Here is a 15,967-nt window from a genome sequence, read left to right as displayed (position 1 = left end):
CCCCCCGTGCTGCGCCGTACGGGGGAAGGCGAGACCCCTCATGCGGAGGTCAGCCGGCGATCGCGACTGGACACGGAAGCGGCGTCAGGGTGCGGTGAACAGGGTCGGAAAACGGGGCGCCAGCCACGGCTTGCGCCCCCAGGCGAGTACCTGGCCCCGGGCCATGGCCCGCAATGGGTCGCGGCGGCCCAGCGCCATGAGCAAGAACGTGATGGGCTCGGTGAGAATGGTGCAGTCCGGGCGGTTCAGCGGTTCCGGCGTCACGTCGACCGCGCCGTCGTTGAAGGTCACACCGAACGCCGAGCCGCCCCTCAGGCGGAGCGTGTAGCGGGCCGTCAGTCCGGCGGTGGCGGCGGCGTCGGCGACTCGCTCCATGGCCACCAGCAGGAAAGGCAGGCACAGCCCGACCCGGACACGGTTGATCATGTGCGGCCGGCCCAGCGCGCGAGCGAGGTCGTAGCCATGACCCAGCATGTGCGTGAGCAGATACGAGGCCAGCACGGCCTGGTCCATGGGACCGAGGGGCGTGCCCAGAGTCCGGTCCGCGGTCCCGTCCGCGGCGGACCGGGCCACCGCGTCGAGGAAGACGCCCGCCTGCTCCTCGATCATGGTCGCCAGGGGTTGCGCATCGCGCTCCCCGAACACCGCGAGCGCACGCTCGTTGGCCTCGGCGAGGCTCTGGGGCGTGCCGTCCCCGTACGGGCGCTCGAAGCCCGCCGCGAGGTCGGCCATCAGCTCGTTGGCCTGCGCGAGGTGGGCCGCCGCTTCCCCGAGGGTCCACTGCGAACCGGGCACCGGCACGGTCGTGTCGGCCGCTGCGCGCAGCAGTGCGGCGATGTCGCCGGCGGTCTCGCGTATCGCCTGCCCCAGCCCTTCGGGCAGGGTGCTCTCGGTGTCCTGCCGCGTCCCCGGTTCCATTCCGCTCCCGTCCCAGTGCCTGATGCTCTTGTCGCAGGGCACCCAATCAGGCACGGAGGCGTACGACAAGAGTCCGAGCATCGCGCGGGGGTACACCTTCCTCGCACATCGTCCCGAAGTCGATTCATACTCCACCCACAAGTCGATCCGACCCTCGAGTACTACAAAAGGCGCTGCAGAACTCATGGACCATCAGCACGACCCGATTCCCGGCTCTTCCACCACTCCCCCTACGACGAAGTGGATCGCCACACCACTCACCACGGACCTGCTGCGCGGTGCACTCGAGCTGGAGCACACCGAGCAGGGTGTGCTCCCGCACCGTCTGCCTGGCTGGGCCCGCGCCCAGTCCACCGACGGGCAACTGGCCATGGCGGAAGCCCAGCCCTCCGGCGTCCGGCTGGTCTTCCGCACCCGGGCCACCGCGATCGAGTTGGACGTGCTCCCAACCAAGACGGTCTACCAAGGCGCCCCGCCCCGTCCGGACGGCGTGTACGACCTGCTCGTCGACGGCCGTCCGGCGGGCCAATCCGGCGCACCCGGCGGCAACGTCCTGACCGTGGACATGGTCACCGGGTCTGCCGAGACCCGGCCCGGTCCGGTCGGCACCGTACGGTTCTCCGGTCTGCCCGAGCATGTGAAGAACATAGAGATCTGGCTGCCGTACAACGAGATCACCCGCCTGGTCGCCCTGCGTACCGACGCTCCCGTCGAGGCCGTGCCGCGGGGAGACCGCAGGGTGTGGCTGCACCACGGCAGTTCGATCAGCCATGGCTCCAACGCCGAGAGCTCCAGTACGACCTGGCCGGCTCTGTCCGCCTCCCTCGGCGACGTCGAACTCATCAACATCGGTCTGGGCGGCAGCGCCCTGCTCGATGCGTTCATCGCGCGCACCCTTCGGGACACCCCTGCGGACCTGATCAGCATCAAGATCGGCATCAATCTGGTCAACGCCGACCTGATGCGGCTGCGTGCGTTCACCCCGGCGGTGCACGGTTTCCTCGACAGCATTCGCGAAGGCCACCCCACCGCTCCGCTCCTGGTCGTATCGCCCATCCACTGTCCCATCCATGAGGACACCCCGGGCCCCAGCGTCCCGGACTTCAGCGCCCTCAGCACCGGAAAGCTGCAGTTCCGGGCAGGGGGCGACCCCGCGGAACGCGCCGTCGGGAAGTTGACGCTCAACGTCATCCGTGAGGAACTCTCCAGGATCGTGAAGCAGCGGGCGGCCGACGATCCGCACCTGCACTATCTCGACGGCCGCGACCTCTACGGCGAGGCGGACTTCGCCGAGTTGCCGCTGCCCGACCAGCTCCACCCGGACGCCGCCACACATCGCCTCATCGGCGAACGCTTCACCAAGCTGGCCTTCGGCACCGGCGGGCCGTTCGCTGCCCAGAACCCTTGACCGGTCGGCTCGGCCAGGGCCGGACCACCTCCTTCGGTGCGCTGCCCGGGTGGCACCCGCTGTTGCCTCCGCCCCTGTGACCCTGGCCGACGGCACACTGGAGGCGTGAACGCAGACGACAGGACTGCTCTGGCCCGGGGGCGCGTCGCGACAAGGCTTCCGGCGCAGGATCTCGCCCGGGCACGACGGTTCTACTCGGAGCGGCTGGGTCTCGACCCTGTCGAAGAACGGCCCGGCGGACTGCTGTATCGATGCGGAGGGGCCGAGTTCCAGCTCTTCGAGTCCCCGGGAGCCTCGCCCGGGACCTTCACTCAGATGTCGTGGCAGGTCGACGACATCGAGGCGGTCGTGGCGGAACTCAAACAGCGCGGTGTGGTGTTCGAGGAGGTCGAGTTGTCCGCGGTCTACGGCGGCGGGCGGACGAAGGACGGGATCGTCGAGGTCGTAGGGAACTACCCGAGCACGGGTGCACGGGCCGATCGCGGCGCCTGGTTCCGCGACAGTGAGGGGAACATGCTGGGCATCGGTCAGCCGGTCTTCTGATCAGTGGCTGCTCGTGGACCCGGCACAGCCGTTCCTGACACCCGTTGACATGACGTCGCTCATGCCATGTCCGGTGGAGCCACTGCTGTCGTCCGGCTGTCTTTCCCGCGCCGTGGCGGCCGCAACTGCTCGGGCACTCGGTGAGGCAGGGTTCCACCGCATCGAACTCGGCCATTCGACGGCCAACGGGCCCTCTTGCCGGGTCGCGGTGAAGGCGGGCTTCGAGCCTGAGGGTGTCCTCCGCAGAGCATTGCTCCATGCAGACGGTTGGCACGGCATGCACCTCCATGCCCGGCTGCGGTGATCCAGGGAGCACTCTCCTCGCATCGGGCAGTTCGCCTGTTGAGGCCGCGAACCACATCGACGGCGTCACTCCTCTTGACTCGACTTTCCCCTCGAGGCAGCCGATCGTGAAGCGCCGTTCCTTGCCCGTCTGTGCCGCCGCGTCGGCCGTGGCCGCCGCCCTGTTGCTGACGGCCCGCGGCAATGGGGGCGACTCTTCGAAGAGCGACGACACGGCCGCGGAGGCCGCTGTCGGCGTCACGAAGACCTCGCCGTCGTCAACCGACTCAGGGGATGGGAGCGCAGGGCGCCCCGAGATCACGCTGCAACTCATGCCTGCTGTACATCGCGCGCATGGAGAAGAACGCCCGGGGCGTGTGGCAGACCGCTGGAAACCGCCCATCCACTGCCCGGGCACACCCGTGGAAGTGTGCTCTACCTCGCGGATGACCGGTACTGCTTCAGCGGCGACAGCTTCTACTGGTCACGCACGACCGGTGATCTGGAGGCCGTGGACAACGTGACCTGGTACTCCATCGAGGAGTTGACCCACTCCCTGACCAGGACGGCCCGACAGCTGCGATTCGAGTGGATCCTGCCGGGCGATGGGGACCGGCATCGCCTGGCGGCCGAGGAGATGTCCCGACGGCTGCGAGACCTGACGGAACGCACACGCATGCTACGGCCCCGGCCCATCGGCTTCACCGCCGTCCACTGGTGAGGGAGTCAATCGGTCGGCATGCCCGGCGGCTTGAGTGGCCGCTGCTCCGCCGCTCCCCACCCCATGTCACCTGTCCGATTTCTTTCTATTCTGCGCGATTTACCCCTGCAGGGTGGTTTAGCAGCATTGACCTTGGCGTCCGCCTCGCCACTGTGGCCTGCTACTTGTCAGGCGATCCCCGCCGGGCCCCGCCCCGTCCCCGGCGGCGCGGCCATCCACCATCACCGGCACCACGAGAAGGAGCGCTCCATGCGTCGCATCTGCTTGTCGGCCATCGCCCCCGTCGCCCTGGCGGTGGCCCTCGGTACCGTACCCACTGCGGCTGCGGCTCCCGGCAACTCTGCGCACCGGGCCGCCTACAACTGCTCCCCCGGGTACTTCTGCATCTACAGCGACTGGAACGGCGGAGGGACCCGTTGCCAGTGGTCCCAGCCCAGCAAGGCGAACACGGCCGACGACTGTTCGTTCATCCAGCGGGGATACAACGTCCGCTCCGTGTGGAACGGAACGGGTCATCGGGTGCAGTACTACACCCAGACCAACTACCAGCACCGAGTCGGCTCCACTCCGGCCGGCGCAGGCGGGAACCTGCAGGGCAGCTATCAGATCCGCTCCTTCAAGCCCCAGTAGAGGGCCATCACGCGGCAGGGGCGGACCGCTGCGAGCGGCGAACGGCTGCGGAGCGGCGAACCGCGTCCGGCCCATGAGCTCAACGTCTCCCGAGCAGCCTCCATGGACGGCTCACGGCGGCCGCGGACGAAAGCCCGGGCTGCGTGTCGCAGCCCGGGCACGACTCGATGGACATCCGAGTCACCGGCGGACCCACCCAGGGGGCAACGGACCTGCCTCCCGAACGTGACCTCCCTTTACGACGGTGTCCCGCCAGCCACAACCGGACGGTTGCGGCTGACGGGACATGTCCGGGGAGGGTCAGTGGGCCGGTGCGTCGGTGACCACGACCTCCTCGATGCTCCGCTCGATCGTTTCCGTTCCGGAAGCGGTCGCCTTGGCCCAGTAGTAGATGCCCAGGGAGAAGGCCGCGACCACGAGCATGTCCCACCACAGCGGGATGTGGCCCGCGCCGCCGAAGCCGCCCTGCCAGGAGAGCAGGCCCATGCCCAGCAGGTAGCCGGGCAGCCACTGGGCGGCCTTCCAGTCCATCCGGGGAGCGTCCGGCAGACCCTTGCGCGTGGCGTACCAGGCGTAGGCGCCGAGGAGCACGTAGCCGAGGACGATCGCCCAGCCGAGACGCCACAGCGTGTCCCAGCCCGACCAGTAGATGATGAGGTTGGCCACCACGAAGGACAGCGGAGAGATCACCTTGCCGGCGGGCAGGCGGTAGGGCCGCTCGTGGTGCGGGAGCCGATCGGCGAAGACGCCGTAGGCCAGCGGCGCACCGGCGTACATCAGGACGCTCGCGGAGGTGATGAAGCCGACCAGCGTCTGCCAGCTGGGGAACGGCAGGAAGCAGATCACGCCGGTCACGAAGGAGATGGCCAGGCCGAACCACGGCACGCCGCGGGCGTCGGTGCGCGCGAACACCTTCGGCGCGTAGCCGTTCTTGGACAGGCCGTACGAGACGCGCGACGTCGCGGTGGTGTAGATGAGGCCGGTGCCACCGGGAGAGATCACGGCGTCGATGTACAGCACCACGCTCAGCCAGCCGAGACCGACCAGCGTCGCCAGGCCGGCCCAGGGGCCGCTGATGCCCGGGAAGTCGAGCTTGGCCCAGCCGTGGGCGAACGAGCTGAGCGGCAGCGCGCCGATGAACACGACCTGGAGCAGCACGTAGATGACAGCACCGATGGCGACGGAGCCGAGCGTGGCGCGCGGCAGGTCGCGCTTCGGGTTACGGCTCTCGCCAGCCAGCTGGATCGCCTGCTCGAAGCCGAGCAGGGCGAAGATGATGCCACTGGAGCTGATGGCGCTCAGCACACCCTTGGCGCCGAAGGGGGCGAACCCCTGGGCGGTGAAGTTGTGCGGGTGGAAGTTGCCCAGCGCGATGATGAAGATGGCGCCCAGCGGCACGGCGATCTTCCACCAGGTGGCCGCGCTGTTTGTGTGCGCCAGGACTCTCACGCCGAGGAAGTTGACCACGACGAAGACGGCCATCAGGACGACTGCGACGGCGAAGCCGCTGGTCGTCAGCGTGCCGTCGCTGCTCTGGAAGCCCTTTGCCCACTCCCAGTGACCGGCGTAGCCGATCATCGCCTCGACCTCGATCGGGGCCACGGTCGCCGCCTGCAGCCAGGCGAACCAGCCGAAGGACATGCCGGCCAGGCCACCGAAGGCGTAGTGCGGGTAGCGGGCCGTGCCGCCCGCCACCGGGAACATGCCGCCGAGTTCGGCGTGCACGAGCGCCAGCAGCACGATCGCCACCGCGCCGATCAGCCACGAGAAGATCGCTGCCGGGCCGGCCATCACCACGGCCTTCTGCGCGCCGTAGAGCCAGCCGGAGCCGATGATGGAACCGACCGAGGCCCACATCAGTCCGATCAGACCGACGTCGCGCCGTAGACCCGTTGTGTCTCGCGTGACATCGGGGGCTGCATGGTCAACGTTCACCATGTCAAGGGGCCTCTCACTATTTGAACAGGGAATTAACGCTCAACGGCCGCTTACAGTAGGAATCGAACCCGGGCAGCAGAAGACCGTTGCCCGAGATTTGACTCTTTCAGGGGGGCTTCTTTTGAACAGTCTTTGCACAGGTCAGCCGCCGTGGCAGAATGTATCCATTCAATTGCGGGTTGTTAGAATAATGCAAGACACGATCGCCGGGTGTGAAGATATCGCAACCATCTGAATCGGGCGTGGCGCTCCACGGAGCGCGGAGCCGTCCAGCGCCGGGCTCTCCCGGCACTCCTTGACACGACAGAGCACCCCGAGCGGACCGGCGAGCCACCCGGGGGCGGGGCCGAAGATCACCGCGGCGGCCGGCGCCGCCCATCACTGCTCGTCCCCACCTCAACGCGCGGTCTCACGGACAACGAAACCCTGGAGCGTGTAGATGACCTCCCAGCCCTACCTCGACGAACTGTTCTCGCTGGAGGGCCGGGTCGCACTCGTCACCGGCGGGAGTTCCGGGATCGGCCGGGCCATCACCGGGGCCCTGGCACGTGCCGGGGCGAGTGTCGTGGTCGTGGCACGCAAAGAGACCGAACTGGCCGACACCGTGGACGAGTTGGCGGCGGACGGCTGCCGGGCGGCGTGGGTGGGCGCCGACCTGAGCACGCGTGACGGGGTGCGGGCTGCGGCCACGAAGTCCGCCGGGGTGTTCGGGGAGCCGGACATCCTCGTCAACTCCGCGGGGATCAACCTGCGCCCGCCGATGGACGACCTCACAGACGAGGTGTGGGACGCCACCATGGCGGTTAACCTGGAGGCGCCTTACCTCCTCGGTCAGCGCTTCGGTCCCGGGATGGCCGAGCGGGGCTTCGGGCGGATCATCCACGTCACATCCCAGCAGGCGCACCGGGCCTTCGTCCGGAGCGGCGCGTACGGCGTGTCCAAGGGCGGTCTCGAGTCGCTGGCCCGCTCACAGGCAGAGGCGTGGTCCCCGTACGGCGTGACGTGCAACACACTGGTTCCCGGTTTCGTGATGACCCCGCTGAACCAGCGTCTTTCCGCCGACCCGGCCAAGGTGGCCGAGCTCGCCGCCCGCACCATGGTCGGGCGCAACGGTCTGGCAGAGGACTTCGCGGGCGCAGCGGTGTTCCTGGCAAGCCGGGCGTCCGCGTACGTCACCGGGCAGTCGCTCTTCGTCGACGGCGGATTCTCCGTCCACTGATGCGGCCGGACTCCAGGTGACCGGCCTGAGGGCCCGGGTGCGTCAGCCTCTGCGGCGCGGTCCGCGTGCGACGAGCGGGCGATCGCCGTTCTCCGGCAGGACGACGATGAAGCGCCAAGAGCCGTCCTCGACACAGGCCAGGCCGCTCGCCGCAGCGGCCTCGAGCGCGTCGGCGGCAGGCCCTGCTCCCTCGGTCAGCTCGTCGAGCCTCGCGTAGTGCTGGGCAAGCGTTGCGGAAGGACCGTTGATCCACAAGGCGATCTTGGCGCCTTTGCGGAGCGCGGCGAGCACATCGTCGCGGGCCCGGCCCTGAGCTGCGGCTCGGACCCTGTCGTGAAGACGTTCCTGGGGCGACGGCTGTGCCGGGGCAGCGTCGGCCTGCCGACGGCACCGCGCGCACGCCTGGCGGCCCTCAGCATGGAACAGGTGCCGATAGCGCGTGATCTGCTGCTCGGGAATGCCGCACAACGTCCCGGCGTCAGCCATCGCATGCTCGACGCCAGGGGCTCCCTCGAGTCCGCCTGCGCCGAATCGGGCCGGCTCCCGCGCTGTGGCGAACGACCAGCCCGCGTCCGGGACTTGGGTCATGTCGACGAGCATGCCACAGCCACGTGCCCGGCCACCGCCGGGTACCTGCGGTCCCGCGGGCGAAGCGCCGTGACGAGCGGTTCGGCGGGTTGGGAACCGCCCGGTGGATCATCTCGCACTGCGAGGTTCACCATAGCGCCCACTTTCGTCCCCTCGGGGGCACGCAGGGCACCGCCTCGGTCCGGGACGTTGGTACGAGAGGCGGCGATCGGCGAGTGGGCGGGAGTGAGAGGGGTGAATCATGGACTATGCAGCGTTCCTCGGCACCGTGTCCCAGCGTGCTCCGGTCCCCCGTGACAAGGCGGAGGACCTGACGCGCGCCACGCTGGAGACCCTGGCCGAACGGCTCACCCGGAGCGAAGCCGACGACCTGGCCTCGGAGCTGCCCAACCCGATGAGGGAGTCGCTGATTTCGCCCACTCCGCAGGCAGAGGGGTTCGGTCTCGACGAGTTCGTCAGTCGGGTGGGCAGGCGGTCGGGCCTGGCTCCGGAGGAGGCCCGGCAAGGCGTGCGGGCCGTGTTGAGCACCCTGCGGGAAGGCGTCGGCGACGGCGGGTACAGGCACGTACTGGCCCAGCTCCCCCAGGAGTTCGCCGCACTGGTGTGACGGGCGGCCGGGTGCCGCGGTCGGCCGATACCGACCGTGGGAAGCAGTGAGCGGGACATGGCCGGTGGCTGGGCTGCTCATGGCCGGGCAGCACGTCTAGCCACGGACGTTACGGGCCAGCCAGGGGCTGAGCATGGTGTGGAGGATGAGCTCCTTGTAGGTCTCGTCCCCGGGCAGCGGCACGATGAGCCATTGGCCGGGCGGGAAGAATCTCCCCCTTACGTAGGCCACGCCACCGTAGACGGACCGCAGGAACCCCGGGACCGAGTCACGGGGAACATCCTCGAAGTCCACGCCCTCGACAGTGATCTTCGCGTCGCCTTCCGGGAAGAGCTGCACGGTGACGGCCGGGGAGCCCCCCAACTCGACGAATGCCTCGTGCGGCAGCGAGCCGTCCGGGTCGACGACCGTGAACGCCCCGGCCGCGGTGCGACGGGACGTCCGGTCCGCGCCGATGTCGTCCGTGACGGTCAGCGGCAGGCCGTGCTCCCGCGCGATCCCACGTATCGCTGTGACGGCCGCCTCGGTGGTCGGCAGGTGTGCATGGGTCATGTGCTGATGATGCCTCACCTGTCGTGGTGCACGCCGGACTGCGCCCTGCCGGCATCCCGTGCCGAGTCACTGGAGCCCCCGTTCTCGGCGACCGCGATGGCTTGTTGCAGTGTCTGCCGGGCCTGCGTCAGCTCCAGCACGCGCTGGTCGAGGCGGGCAAGCTCGACGCGGAGCGTGTCCCGCATTCCCGGACAGGGGCGCAGGGCGCCGTCCGCGAGCGCGCAGGGAAGCACCTGACGGATCACACGGGTCGGCAGGCCCGCGGCGAGCAGGGCGCGAGTCTGTCCGACTCTCTGCTCGGCGGCATCGTCGTAGTCGCGGTACCCGTTGCCCTGGCGCCTCGAGGTGAGCAGTCCGACGCGTTCGCAGTGGCGAAGCCGGCGCTCGCTCGTCCCGGTTCGTTCGGCCGACTGACCGATCAGCATCGATGCTCTGAACGGGCCGTGCAGCAGCTCGGGGGTGACCCGCGTGCGCGGATTGCTGCGCACACCTGCGGTGCGTGACGCATGTTCCTCGTCCGCCGGGCCGGACGGAACAGCCCCGGCCCGCGACCCCGAGGGCAATCGGTACGGGCGCAGAAAAGGCCTTGCGTTCACGCGTTCGACATCCAGAATCAGGGTGTGCAGATCCTTTCGTTTCCCGAAGAAGCCGCGCCGTCCGAGCTGCGCGTGCAGGTGCGGGAGATCCAAGAGCAGGCCTGGCCGACCGAGCGGGCGTCGGATGCTTCGGCCGACGCGCTGAACCACGATCCTTCACTGCGGCCGTTGTCGATGGTGCTCGTGGACGAGGGGGTGGTGCTGGCCACGCTGGACATCCTGTTCAAGGACATCGTCCACGCAGGTGCGCGCCATGCCGCCGCCGGGCTGAGTGCCGTCGTGACACGGCGGGAGGCACGTGGTCACGGGCATGGCCGGCGCCTGGTCACCGCCGCGAGGGAGACGATGATCGAGCGGAAGGTGGATCTGGGACTTTTCACCTGCGACCGCCCGCTTCAGGCGTTCTACGAGGACGCCGGCTGGCGGGTTCTTCCCGGTGCCGTGTTGATCGGTGGGACACCGCAGGAGCCATTCCCCAGCGACCAGCCCGGCTTCGACAAGGTCACCATGGGAGACTTCTTCTCGCCCGAGAGCCGGCGCGCCCGGACATCGTTCCACGGCAGCCGTATCGAGCTCTATCCGGGGAAGATCGACAAGCTCTGGTGACGTCACAGGCTCCGGTGGGCTCATCGGACGCGTCGGTCGGCGACCGTCCTCAGGGCCGGCCGAGTCCAGTCCGGCGGACGTCGGCACCAGTGCCAGAACTCTCCCCCACCAGGAAAGCGGCCTTGCAGGTACGGCGAAGAGCGCGACGGCGGCCGGACCCGAAGTTGCACGCACCCGCCGTGGGTGATGGCCTGAAGTAGCCGTGCGTCGTACCGCCTGGCGGGTGACGCGCCGAACGCACGTGGACGGGGCCCGGCGCGGGGGCGCCGCCCGCTACGACCGGGGGCCGGGCGGCGGACGGCTGGTGGTCCCGGGAGAGCGGTCATGACGACACAAGCGAGGCGAACAATCGCCCTCCCCACAGGGGAGCGGATCCCGGCGCTCGGGCAGGGCACCTGGTATCTCGGCGAGGACCCGGGCAGGCGCAGCGAGGAGCTGGCGGCCCTGCGGCTGGGCCTCGACCTCGGCATGACGGTCATCGACACGGCAGAGATGTACGGCGACGGCGCCTCCGAGGAGCTGGTCGGGGAAGCCGTCCGCGGGCGCCGTGAGGAGGCCTTCCTCGTCAGCAAGGTGCTGCCCGGCCACGCGAACCGGAAGGGTACCGTCGCCGCGTGCGAGGGCAGTCTGCGGCGGCTCCGTACGGACCGGCTGGACCTGTATCTGTTGCACTGGCGAGGTCGGTTCCCTCTGGAGGAGACCCTCGCCGGATTCGGCGATCTGGTCGCTGCGGGGAAGATCCGCCATTGGGGGGTGAGCAATCTGGACGTCGCCGACCTCGTGGAGCTGACCTCCTTGCCCGGCGGCGACGGGGTGGCGGTCGACCAAGTGCTGTACAACCTCATGCGGCGCGGCATCGAGTGGAACGTGCTCTCCTGGTGCCACGAGGCCGGGGTGGCGGTCATGGCGTACTCACCCGTCGAACAGGGCCGGCTGCTGCGGGACGAAAGCCTGCGGACCGTGGCCGAGGAGCTCGGGGCCACGCCCGCCCAGGTGGCACTCGCATGGGTGCTCGAACAGGGAGTGGCCGCGATCCCGCGCTCCGGGAGGCCTGATCATGTCCGGGAGAACCGGGGCGCCGCCGACCTGCGGCTGCCCGAGCAGGCGCTCGCGGCCCTGGACGAGGCCTTTCCGCCGCCCACCGAGCCCGTACCGCTGGAGATTCTCTGACGCTCGGGTGCCGCACCCCTCCGGCCAGGGTCGGTACGGGACCGTCGAAGGCCTCCGGCGGCGTCATGGCTCCCCCGTCATCCGGTCATCCGGCCGCCGCCTCCCGCGGCTTCCCTTCGGTGCGGGTCCCGATCAGGATGTTGCCGGGCGTTCGGTGGGGCCGCCGGGTGCTGCGCTCGGAGCGACCTTGCGGCCTCCGGGAGCCGCGGATGTCCCACGAAGCAGGGGCCACGCTTCGGCGGGCGCCCTCAGCGGCATGATCGAGATGAGCCGCTCGGCGGTGCGTGAAACCATCGACGCAGCGCAGGCTTCGCTGGGCCCGGCCGTCCGTTGCGCCTCATCGGGGCGCCGCCCCGGCACAGGAGGTCGAGGTCACTCGGTGGTTTCCCGAGCCCTTCGGCGCGTCAGGGACGTCACGGGCGCCCACTGATCCAGATCGTTCCGAACCCCAGAGCCGTCCGGAGGACGCGATGGTGGACGTAGCCCATATGCAAGGTGCCGCGGATCCGGAAGTGCGGGTCGTGACCCTCGACGTGAACGGGCAGACGCGCAAGGTGGCGCTCGACTCGCGTGTCACGTTGTTGGACGCCCTGCGCGACCACCTTGGGCTCGTGGGCACCAAGAAGGGCTGCGACCAGGGTGCCTGCGGTGCCTGCACCGTGCATGTGGACGGCAAGCGCGTGCTGTCCTGTCTGACGCTGGCCGCCCAGTGCGAAGGCCGCGCGGTCAGGACCATCGAGGGACTCGCCGGGCCCGAAGGCCTTCATCCGGTCCAGGCCGCGTTCCTGGAGCACGACGGGTTCCAGTGCGGCTTCTGCACACCCGGCCAGATCATGTCCGCCGTGGCGCTGCTCGAGGAAGGGCGAGCCGGCTCCGACGAGGAGATCCGCGAGTACATGAGCGGGAACCTGTGCCGGTGCGGCGCCTATCCGCACATGGTCGCGGCGATCCGTGAGGTGGCGTCGGCGAGTGGTCGCGATGCGGGCGCTTGAGTACGTACGCGCCACCGATGCCGCTCAGGCGGTCGAGATCGTCGCGGGGGATCCGACGGCGGCCTTCCTCGCCGGCGGCACGACACAGCTCGACCTCATGAAGGACGGCGTGCTCAATCCCACACGGCTGGTGGACATCACGCGCCTGCCGCTGCGCGCGATCGAGAGCCACGAGGACGTCCTGCACGTCGGAGCGCTGGTGACCATGGAGGAACTGGCGGCGCATCCCACGGTCGCGGACCGGATTCCCTTCGTCCGGGACGCACTGCTGTCAGGGGCGTCGGTCCAGCTGCGCAACATGGCGACGATCGGAGGGAACCTCCTGCAGCGCACACGCTGCCGGTACTTCCGCGACCCTGACGTTTCCCAGTGCAACAAGCGGGCGCCCGGGTCGGGTTGCGCGGCCGTGCACGGGTCCCCCCGTATGCACGCCATCCTGGGGGCGAGCGCACGGTGCATCGCCGTGCATGCCTCCGATCTGGCGGTCGCCCTGGTGGCCCTCGACGCCGTGGTGCACGTCCAGGGGCTGGCCGGACCTCGGCAGGTCCCCCTGACGGAGTTCTATCTGGAGGCTGCCGACAGCCCGGAGGTCGAGAACGTCCTGCAGCACGGCGAGCTGATCACGTCGCTGTCCGTCCCCCTGCTGCCGGCCGGCGCCCGTTCGGGCTACCTGAAGGTGAGGGACCGCAGTTCCTACGAGTTCGCGCTGACCTCCGCCGCCGTCAGCCTGCTGATCTTCGGCAACGCGATCAAGGAAGCCCGGATCGGCCTGGGCGGGGTCGGATCCGTACCGTGGCGGGCTTGGGAGGCGGAGAGGGCCCTGGTCGGCGCCTCCGCTTCCGTCGAGAACTTCCAGTGGGCCGCCGCCCAGGCCGTCCAGGGCGCGTGGACCGTGCCGGGTACGGCGTTCAAGGTCGAACTCGCCCGGCGCACCCTGGTCCGCGAGCTGCAGGCCCTGGCGGGAGTGGCGCCATGAGAACGGTGCGGAGCAGGCCGGTCATCGGCACCGGAGTCAACCGCGTCGACGGTCCTCGCAAGGTCACCGGTACCGCGCCCTACCCGATGGACTTCGACGTCCCCGGACAGGTCTATGCGGCGCTCGTCCAGAGCACGATCGCCGCGGGCCGTATCCTCCGCATCGACACGGAGGCGGCCGAGGCATCACCCGGGGTGGTGACCGTGCTCACGCATACCAACGCACCACGGCTGAAGCGCGCGCCGGTGAGCAAGCTGGGCGCTTCCCCTCCCCCGCCGCTCCAGGACGACCGCATCCTGCACTACGGGCAGCACATCGCGGTGGTCGTCGCCGAGACGCCGGAGCAGGCGACCGCAGCCGCGCGTCTGGTGTCTGCGGAGTACGAGCCCACCGAGCCCCTGCTGGACCTGATGGACCCCCGGGCGCCCCAGGTCGACGACCCGTGGGGGACGGACCACAGCCGGGGGGACGCCGCCGCTGCCCTGACGACGGCCGAGGTCATGGTGGAGGCGACCTACACCACCGCGGACAACACCAACAACCCGCTGGGTCCGTTCGCGACCCTGGCCTCCTGGGACGGCGGCCACCTCACGGTCCACGACACCACGCAGTGGCCGTTCCTGGTGCGCGGCACCCTGGCCGCCGTGTTCGGGGTTCCCGAGAGTTCGGTGCGCGTGCTGGCACCGTACGTGGGCGGGGGGTTCGGGGCCGGGCTGCGCGTGTGGCCGCATGTGATTCTCACGGTCGCCGCTGCCCGTCTGCTCCAACGGCCGGTCAAACTGGTGCTCACGCGGCCCCAGATGTTCACCTCCGTCGGCCATCGGCCCAAGACCGTGCAGCGCATCTCGGTCGGCGCCACCCGCACCGGCGACCTGGTGGGCATCGACCACCGCAGTGTCTCGCCGGTCGCGATGGAGGACGAGGACTACGAGCCGGTCGCGTCCGGCACAGCATCCGCCTACGCGTGCGAGAACGTCTTCACGCAGGACCGGCAGGCCCGTCTGAACATTCCGGACCCCACCTCCATGCGGGCCCCGGCCCAGGCCCAGGGCAACTTCGCGCTGGAATCGGCGCTGGACGAACTGGCCTACAAGCTGGGGGTGGACCCGCTGGACCTGCGTCTGCGCAACTACGCCGAGATACACCCGGTCCACTCGCTGCCGTGGTCGAGCAAGGCGCTGCGCGAGTGCTACGAGGTCGGCGCACAGCGGTTCGGCTGGTACGCCCGCAACCCGGTGCCCGGCTCGATGCGGGACGGGAACTGGCTGGTCGGCTATGGCGTGGCGGGAGTCAGCTATCCCTGGTTCGCCATGGACTGCTACGCGCAGGTCACCGTCCACCGGGACGGAAGCGCTCTGGTGCGCAGTGCCGCCACCGACATCGGTACGGGCACGTACACGGTCATGACGCAGCTTTCCGCGGAGTGTCTGGGCCTGCATCTGGGGCAGGTGCGCTTCGACCTCGGTGACTCGGACATGCCCGTCGCGCCCCAGGCCGGGGGGTCCGGGCTGACGGCGGCGCTCGGCAACGCGGTCTTCGATGCCTGCCATCAGCTTCTGCGGCGGTTCGCGGAGCTGGCGTCCGGGGACAGGGAGTCTCCGCTTTACGGTGTCGCGCCCGAGGCCGTCGAGGCCACGCAAGGCCATGTCCATCCGATCGGACGGCCTCGCCTCGGCGAGACGTACACCGACATCCTCGGCCGGCACGAACTGCCGGAGCTGGCGGCGAACGGCCACAGCAGGCCCAGGTCCCAGGACGAGTTGGGCATGGCCCCGGCAGGTGCCTTCGGGGCCAAGTTCGTGGAGGTCCGTGTCGACGCGGAGCTGGGACTCGTCCGCGTCGCCCGCGCGGTGTCCGTGATCGACGGCGGTCGCATCCTGAACGAGAAGACCGCCAGGAGCCAGATCATCGGCGGGACCGTCGGCGGCATCGGCATGGCGCTCCTGGAGGACACCGTCACCGATGTGCCGAGCGGGCGGATCGCCAACGGTACCTTCGGTGACTACCTCATCCCCGTCAACGCGGATGTGCCCGACATGGACGTCGTGTTCGTCGGTGATCCGGACCGCGGCAGCCCCGTCGGCACCAAGGGAGTCGGCGAGGTGGGCATCGTCGGTGTCGCTGCCGCCGTGGCCAACGCCGTCCACCACGCAACCGGCAAGCGCATCCGCTCGCTTCCCATCACCCTCGACGCGCTGCTGTGAGGACCCGAACGGTCGGC

The 15,967-nt window shown here is 69.6% G+C and carries 15 protein-coding genes and 1 pseudogene; 11 read left to right on the top strand and 5 right to left on the bottom strand.

The window, feature by feature from the left end; translation table 11 throughout:
* Nucleotides 1-84: 84 nt before the first annotated feature.
* Complete coding sequence (locus AAW14_RS04625) at nucleotides 85-918, bottom strand: maleylpyruvate isomerase family mycothiol-dependent enzyme (protein ID WP_265560396.1); 834 nt, start codon at nucleotides 916-918, stop codon at nucleotides 85-87.
* 184 nt (nucleotides 919-1,102) lie between these two features.
* Between AAW14_RS04625 and AAW14_RS04620 the strand changes: the two genes are divergently transcribed.
* The 4 genes and pseudogenes from AAW14_RS04620 to AAW14_RS04600 all read left to right on the top strand — a co-directional run bounded on the left by AAW14_RS04620 (nucleotide 1,103) and on the right by AAW14_RS04600 (nucleotide 4,502).
* Nucleotides 1,103-2,326, top strand: a complete 1,224-nt coding sequence (locus AAW14_RS04620; protein ID WP_265560171.1) for a GDSL-type esterase/lipase family protein — start codon at nucleotides 1,103-1,105, stop codon at nucleotides 2,324-2,326.
* Nucleotides 2,327-2,431: 105 nt separating this feature from the next.
* On the top strand, nucleotides 2,432-2,869 hold the full coding sequence (locus AAW14_RS04615) for a VOC family protein (protein WP_265560169.1): 438 nt from the start codon (nucleotides 2,432-2,434) through the stop codon (nucleotides 2,867-2,869).
* Nucleotides 2,870-3,545: 676 nt separating this feature from the next.
* Nucleotides 3,546-3,872: pseudogene (locus AAW14_RS04605) on the top strand (MBL fold metallo-hydrolase); the annotation flags it as partial.
* A gap of 249 nt (nucleotides 3,873-4,121) precedes the next feature.
* Nucleotides 4,122-4,502: a peptidase inhibitor family I36 protein gene (locus AAW14_RS04600; protein ID WP_265560167.1), complete on the top strand. Its 381-nt coding sequence runs from the start codon at nucleotides 4,122-4,124 to the stop codon at nucleotides 4,500-4,502.
* A gap of 300 nt (nucleotides 4,503-4,802) precedes the next feature.
* On the opposite strand, the gene AAW14_RS04595 is transcribed toward AAW14_RS04600, so the two are convergent.
* Entirely contained in the window at nucleotides 4,803-6,440 is a 1,638-nt protein-coding gene (locus AAW14_RS04595) for an APC family permease (RefSeq protein ID WP_265560165.1), read from the bottom strand.
* A gap of 439 nt (nucleotides 6,441-6,879) precedes the next feature.
* Here AAW14_RS04595 and AAW14_RS04590 point away from each other — a divergent pair, with 439 nt between their 5' ends.
* The gene (locus AAW14_RS04590; protein WP_265560163.1) at nucleotides 6,880-7,659 is read left to right on the top strand and encodes an SDR family NAD(P)-dependent oxidoreductase; all 780 of its coding nucleotides are present in this window, start codon (nucleotides 6,880-6,882) and stop codon (nucleotides 7,657-7,659) included.
* Between the two features lie 42 nt (nucleotides 7,660-7,701).
* On the opposite strand, the gene AAW14_RS04585 is transcribed toward AAW14_RS04590, so the two are convergent.
* Nucleotides 7,702-8,247: a hypothetical protein gene (locus AAW14_RS04585; protein WP_265560161.1), complete on the bottom strand. Its 546-nt coding sequence runs from the start codon at nucleotides 8,245-8,247 to the stop codon at nucleotides 7,702-7,704.
* 241 nt (nucleotides 8,248-8,488) lie between these two features.
* Between AAW14_RS04585 and AAW14_RS04580 the strand changes: the two genes are divergently transcribed.
* On the top strand, nucleotides 8,489-8,854 hold the full coding sequence (locus tag AAW14_RS04580) for a DUF2267 domain-containing protein (protein ID WP_265560159.1): 366 nt from the start codon (nucleotides 8,489-8,491) through the stop codon (nucleotides 8,852-8,854).
* A 96-nt stretch (nucleotides 8,855-8,950) separates the two neighbouring features.
* On the opposite strand, the gene AAW14_RS04575 is transcribed toward AAW14_RS04580, so the two are convergent.
* Nucleotides 8,951-9,406, bottom strand: coding sequence for a hypothetical protein (locus tag AAW14_RS04575; RefSeq protein WP_265560157.1), 456 nt, complete (start codon nucleotides 9,404-9,406; stop codon nucleotides 8,951-8,953).
* 14 nt (nucleotides 9,407-9,420) lie between these two features.
* Nucleotides 9,421-9,894 (bottom strand): MerR family transcriptional regulator, encoded by a 474-nt coding sequence (locus AAW14_RS04570; protein WP_265560155.1) that lies wholly within the window; start codon nucleotides 9,892-9,894, stop codon nucleotides 9,421-9,423.
* An 18-nt stretch (nucleotides 9,895-9,912) separates the two neighbouring features.
* On the opposite strand from AAW14_RS04570, the gene AAW14_RS04565 reads away from it, so the two are divergent.
* The 5 genes from AAW14_RS04565 (at nucleotide 9,913) to AAW14_RS04545 (ending at nucleotide 15,950) form a co-directional block, all read left to right on the top strand.
* Nucleotides 9,913-10,608, top strand: a complete 696-nt coding sequence (locus AAW14_RS04565) for a GNAT family N-acetyltransferase (RefSeq protein ID WP_265560153.1) — start codon at nucleotides 9,913-9,915, stop codon at nucleotides 10,606-10,608.
* Between the two features lie 324 nt (nucleotides 10,609-10,932).
* Nucleotides 10,933-11,778 (top strand): aldo/keto reductase, encoded by an 846-nt coding sequence (locus AAW14_RS04560; RefSeq protein WP_265560151.1) that lies wholly within the window; start codon nucleotides 10,933-10,935, stop codon nucleotides 11,776-11,778.
* A 470-nt stretch (nucleotides 11,779-12,248) separates the two neighbouring features.
* Nucleotides 12,249-12,770, top strand: coding sequence for a (2Fe-2S)-binding protein (locus AAW14_RS04555; RefSeq protein ID WP_265560149.1), 522 nt, complete (start codon nucleotides 12,249-12,251; stop codon nucleotides 12,768-12,770).
* Entirely contained in the window at nucleotides 12,757-13,746 is a 990-nt protein-coding gene (locus AAW14_RS04550) for an FAD binding domain-containing protein (protein ID WP_265560148.1), read from the top strand. Before AAW14_RS04555 ends, AAW14_RS04550 begins: the two co-directional genes overlap by 14 nt.
* Nucleotides 13,743-15,950, top strand: a complete 2,208-nt coding sequence (locus AAW14_RS04545; protein WP_265560147.1) for a xanthine dehydrogenase family protein molybdopterin-binding subunit — start codon at nucleotides 13,743-13,745, stop codon at nucleotides 15,948-15,950. Before AAW14_RS04550 ends, AAW14_RS04545 begins: the two co-directional genes overlap by 4 nt.
* Nucleotides 15,951-15,967: the final 17 nt, after the last annotated feature.

The organism is Streptomyces hygroscopicus, assembly GCF_026168105.1.
GTDB lineage: Bacteria > Actinomycetota > Actinomycetes > Streptomycetales > Streptomycetaceae > Streptomyces > Streptomyces hygroscopicus_D.
The sequence above is the reverse complement of the archived record's forward strand: the minus strand, read 5'-3'. Positions and strand labels throughout refer to the sequence as shown.

Bases quoted from the DNA above. Each gene is read 5' to 3' on its own strand.
- AAW14_RS04625 (WP_265560396.1), bottom strand. From the start codon at position 918: ATGGAACCGGGGACGCGGCAGGACACCGAGAGCACCCTGCCCGAAGGG.
- AAW14_RS04620 (WP_265560171.1), top strand. From the start codon at position 1,103: ATGGACCATCAGCACGACCCGATTCCCGGCTCTTCCACCACTCCCCCT.
- AAW14_RS04600 (WP_265560167.1), top strand. From the start codon at position 4,122: ATGCGTCGCATCTGCTTGTCGGCCATCGCCCCCGTCGCCCTGGCGGTG.
- AAW14_RS04595 (WP_265560165.1), bottom strand. From the start codon at position 6,440: ATGGTGAACGTTGACCATGCAGCCCCCGATGTCACGCGAGACACAACG.
- AAW14_RS04590 (WP_265560163.1), top strand. From the start codon at position 6,880: ATGACCTCCCAGCCCTACCTCGACGAACTGTTCTCGCTGGAGGGCCGG.
- AAW14_RS04585 (WP_265560161.1), bottom strand. From the start codon at position 8,247: ATGACCCAAGTCCCGGACGCGGGCTGGTCGTTCGCCACAGCGCGGGAG.
- AAW14_RS04580 (WP_265560159.1), top strand. From the start codon at position 8,489: ATGGACTATGCAGCGTTCCTCGGCACCGTGTCCCAGCGTGCTCCGGTC.
- AAW14_RS04575 (WP_265560157.1), bottom strand. From the start codon at position 9,406: ATGACCCATGCACACCTGCCGACCACCGAGGCGGCCGTCACAGCGATA.
- AAW14_RS04565 (WP_265560153.1), top strand. From the start codon at position 9,913: ATGTTCCTCGTCCGCCGGGCCGGACGGAACAGCCCCGGCCCGCGACCC.
- AAW14_RS04560 (WP_265560151.1), top strand. From the start codon at position 10,933: ATGACGACACAAGCGAGGCGAACAATCGCCCTCCCCACAGGGGAGCGG.
- AAW14_RS04555 (WP_265560149.1), top strand. From the start codon at position 12,249: ATGGTGGACGTAGCCCATATGCAAGGTGCCGCGGATCCGGAAGTGCGG.
- AAW14_RS04550 (WP_265560148.1), top strand. From the start codon at position 12,757: ATGCGGGCGCTTGAGTACGTACGCGCCACCGATGCCGCTCAGGCGGTC.
- AAW14_RS04545 (WP_265560147.1), top strand. From the start codon at position 13,743: ATGAGAACGGTGCGGAGCAGGCCGGTCATCGGCACCGGAGTCAACCGC.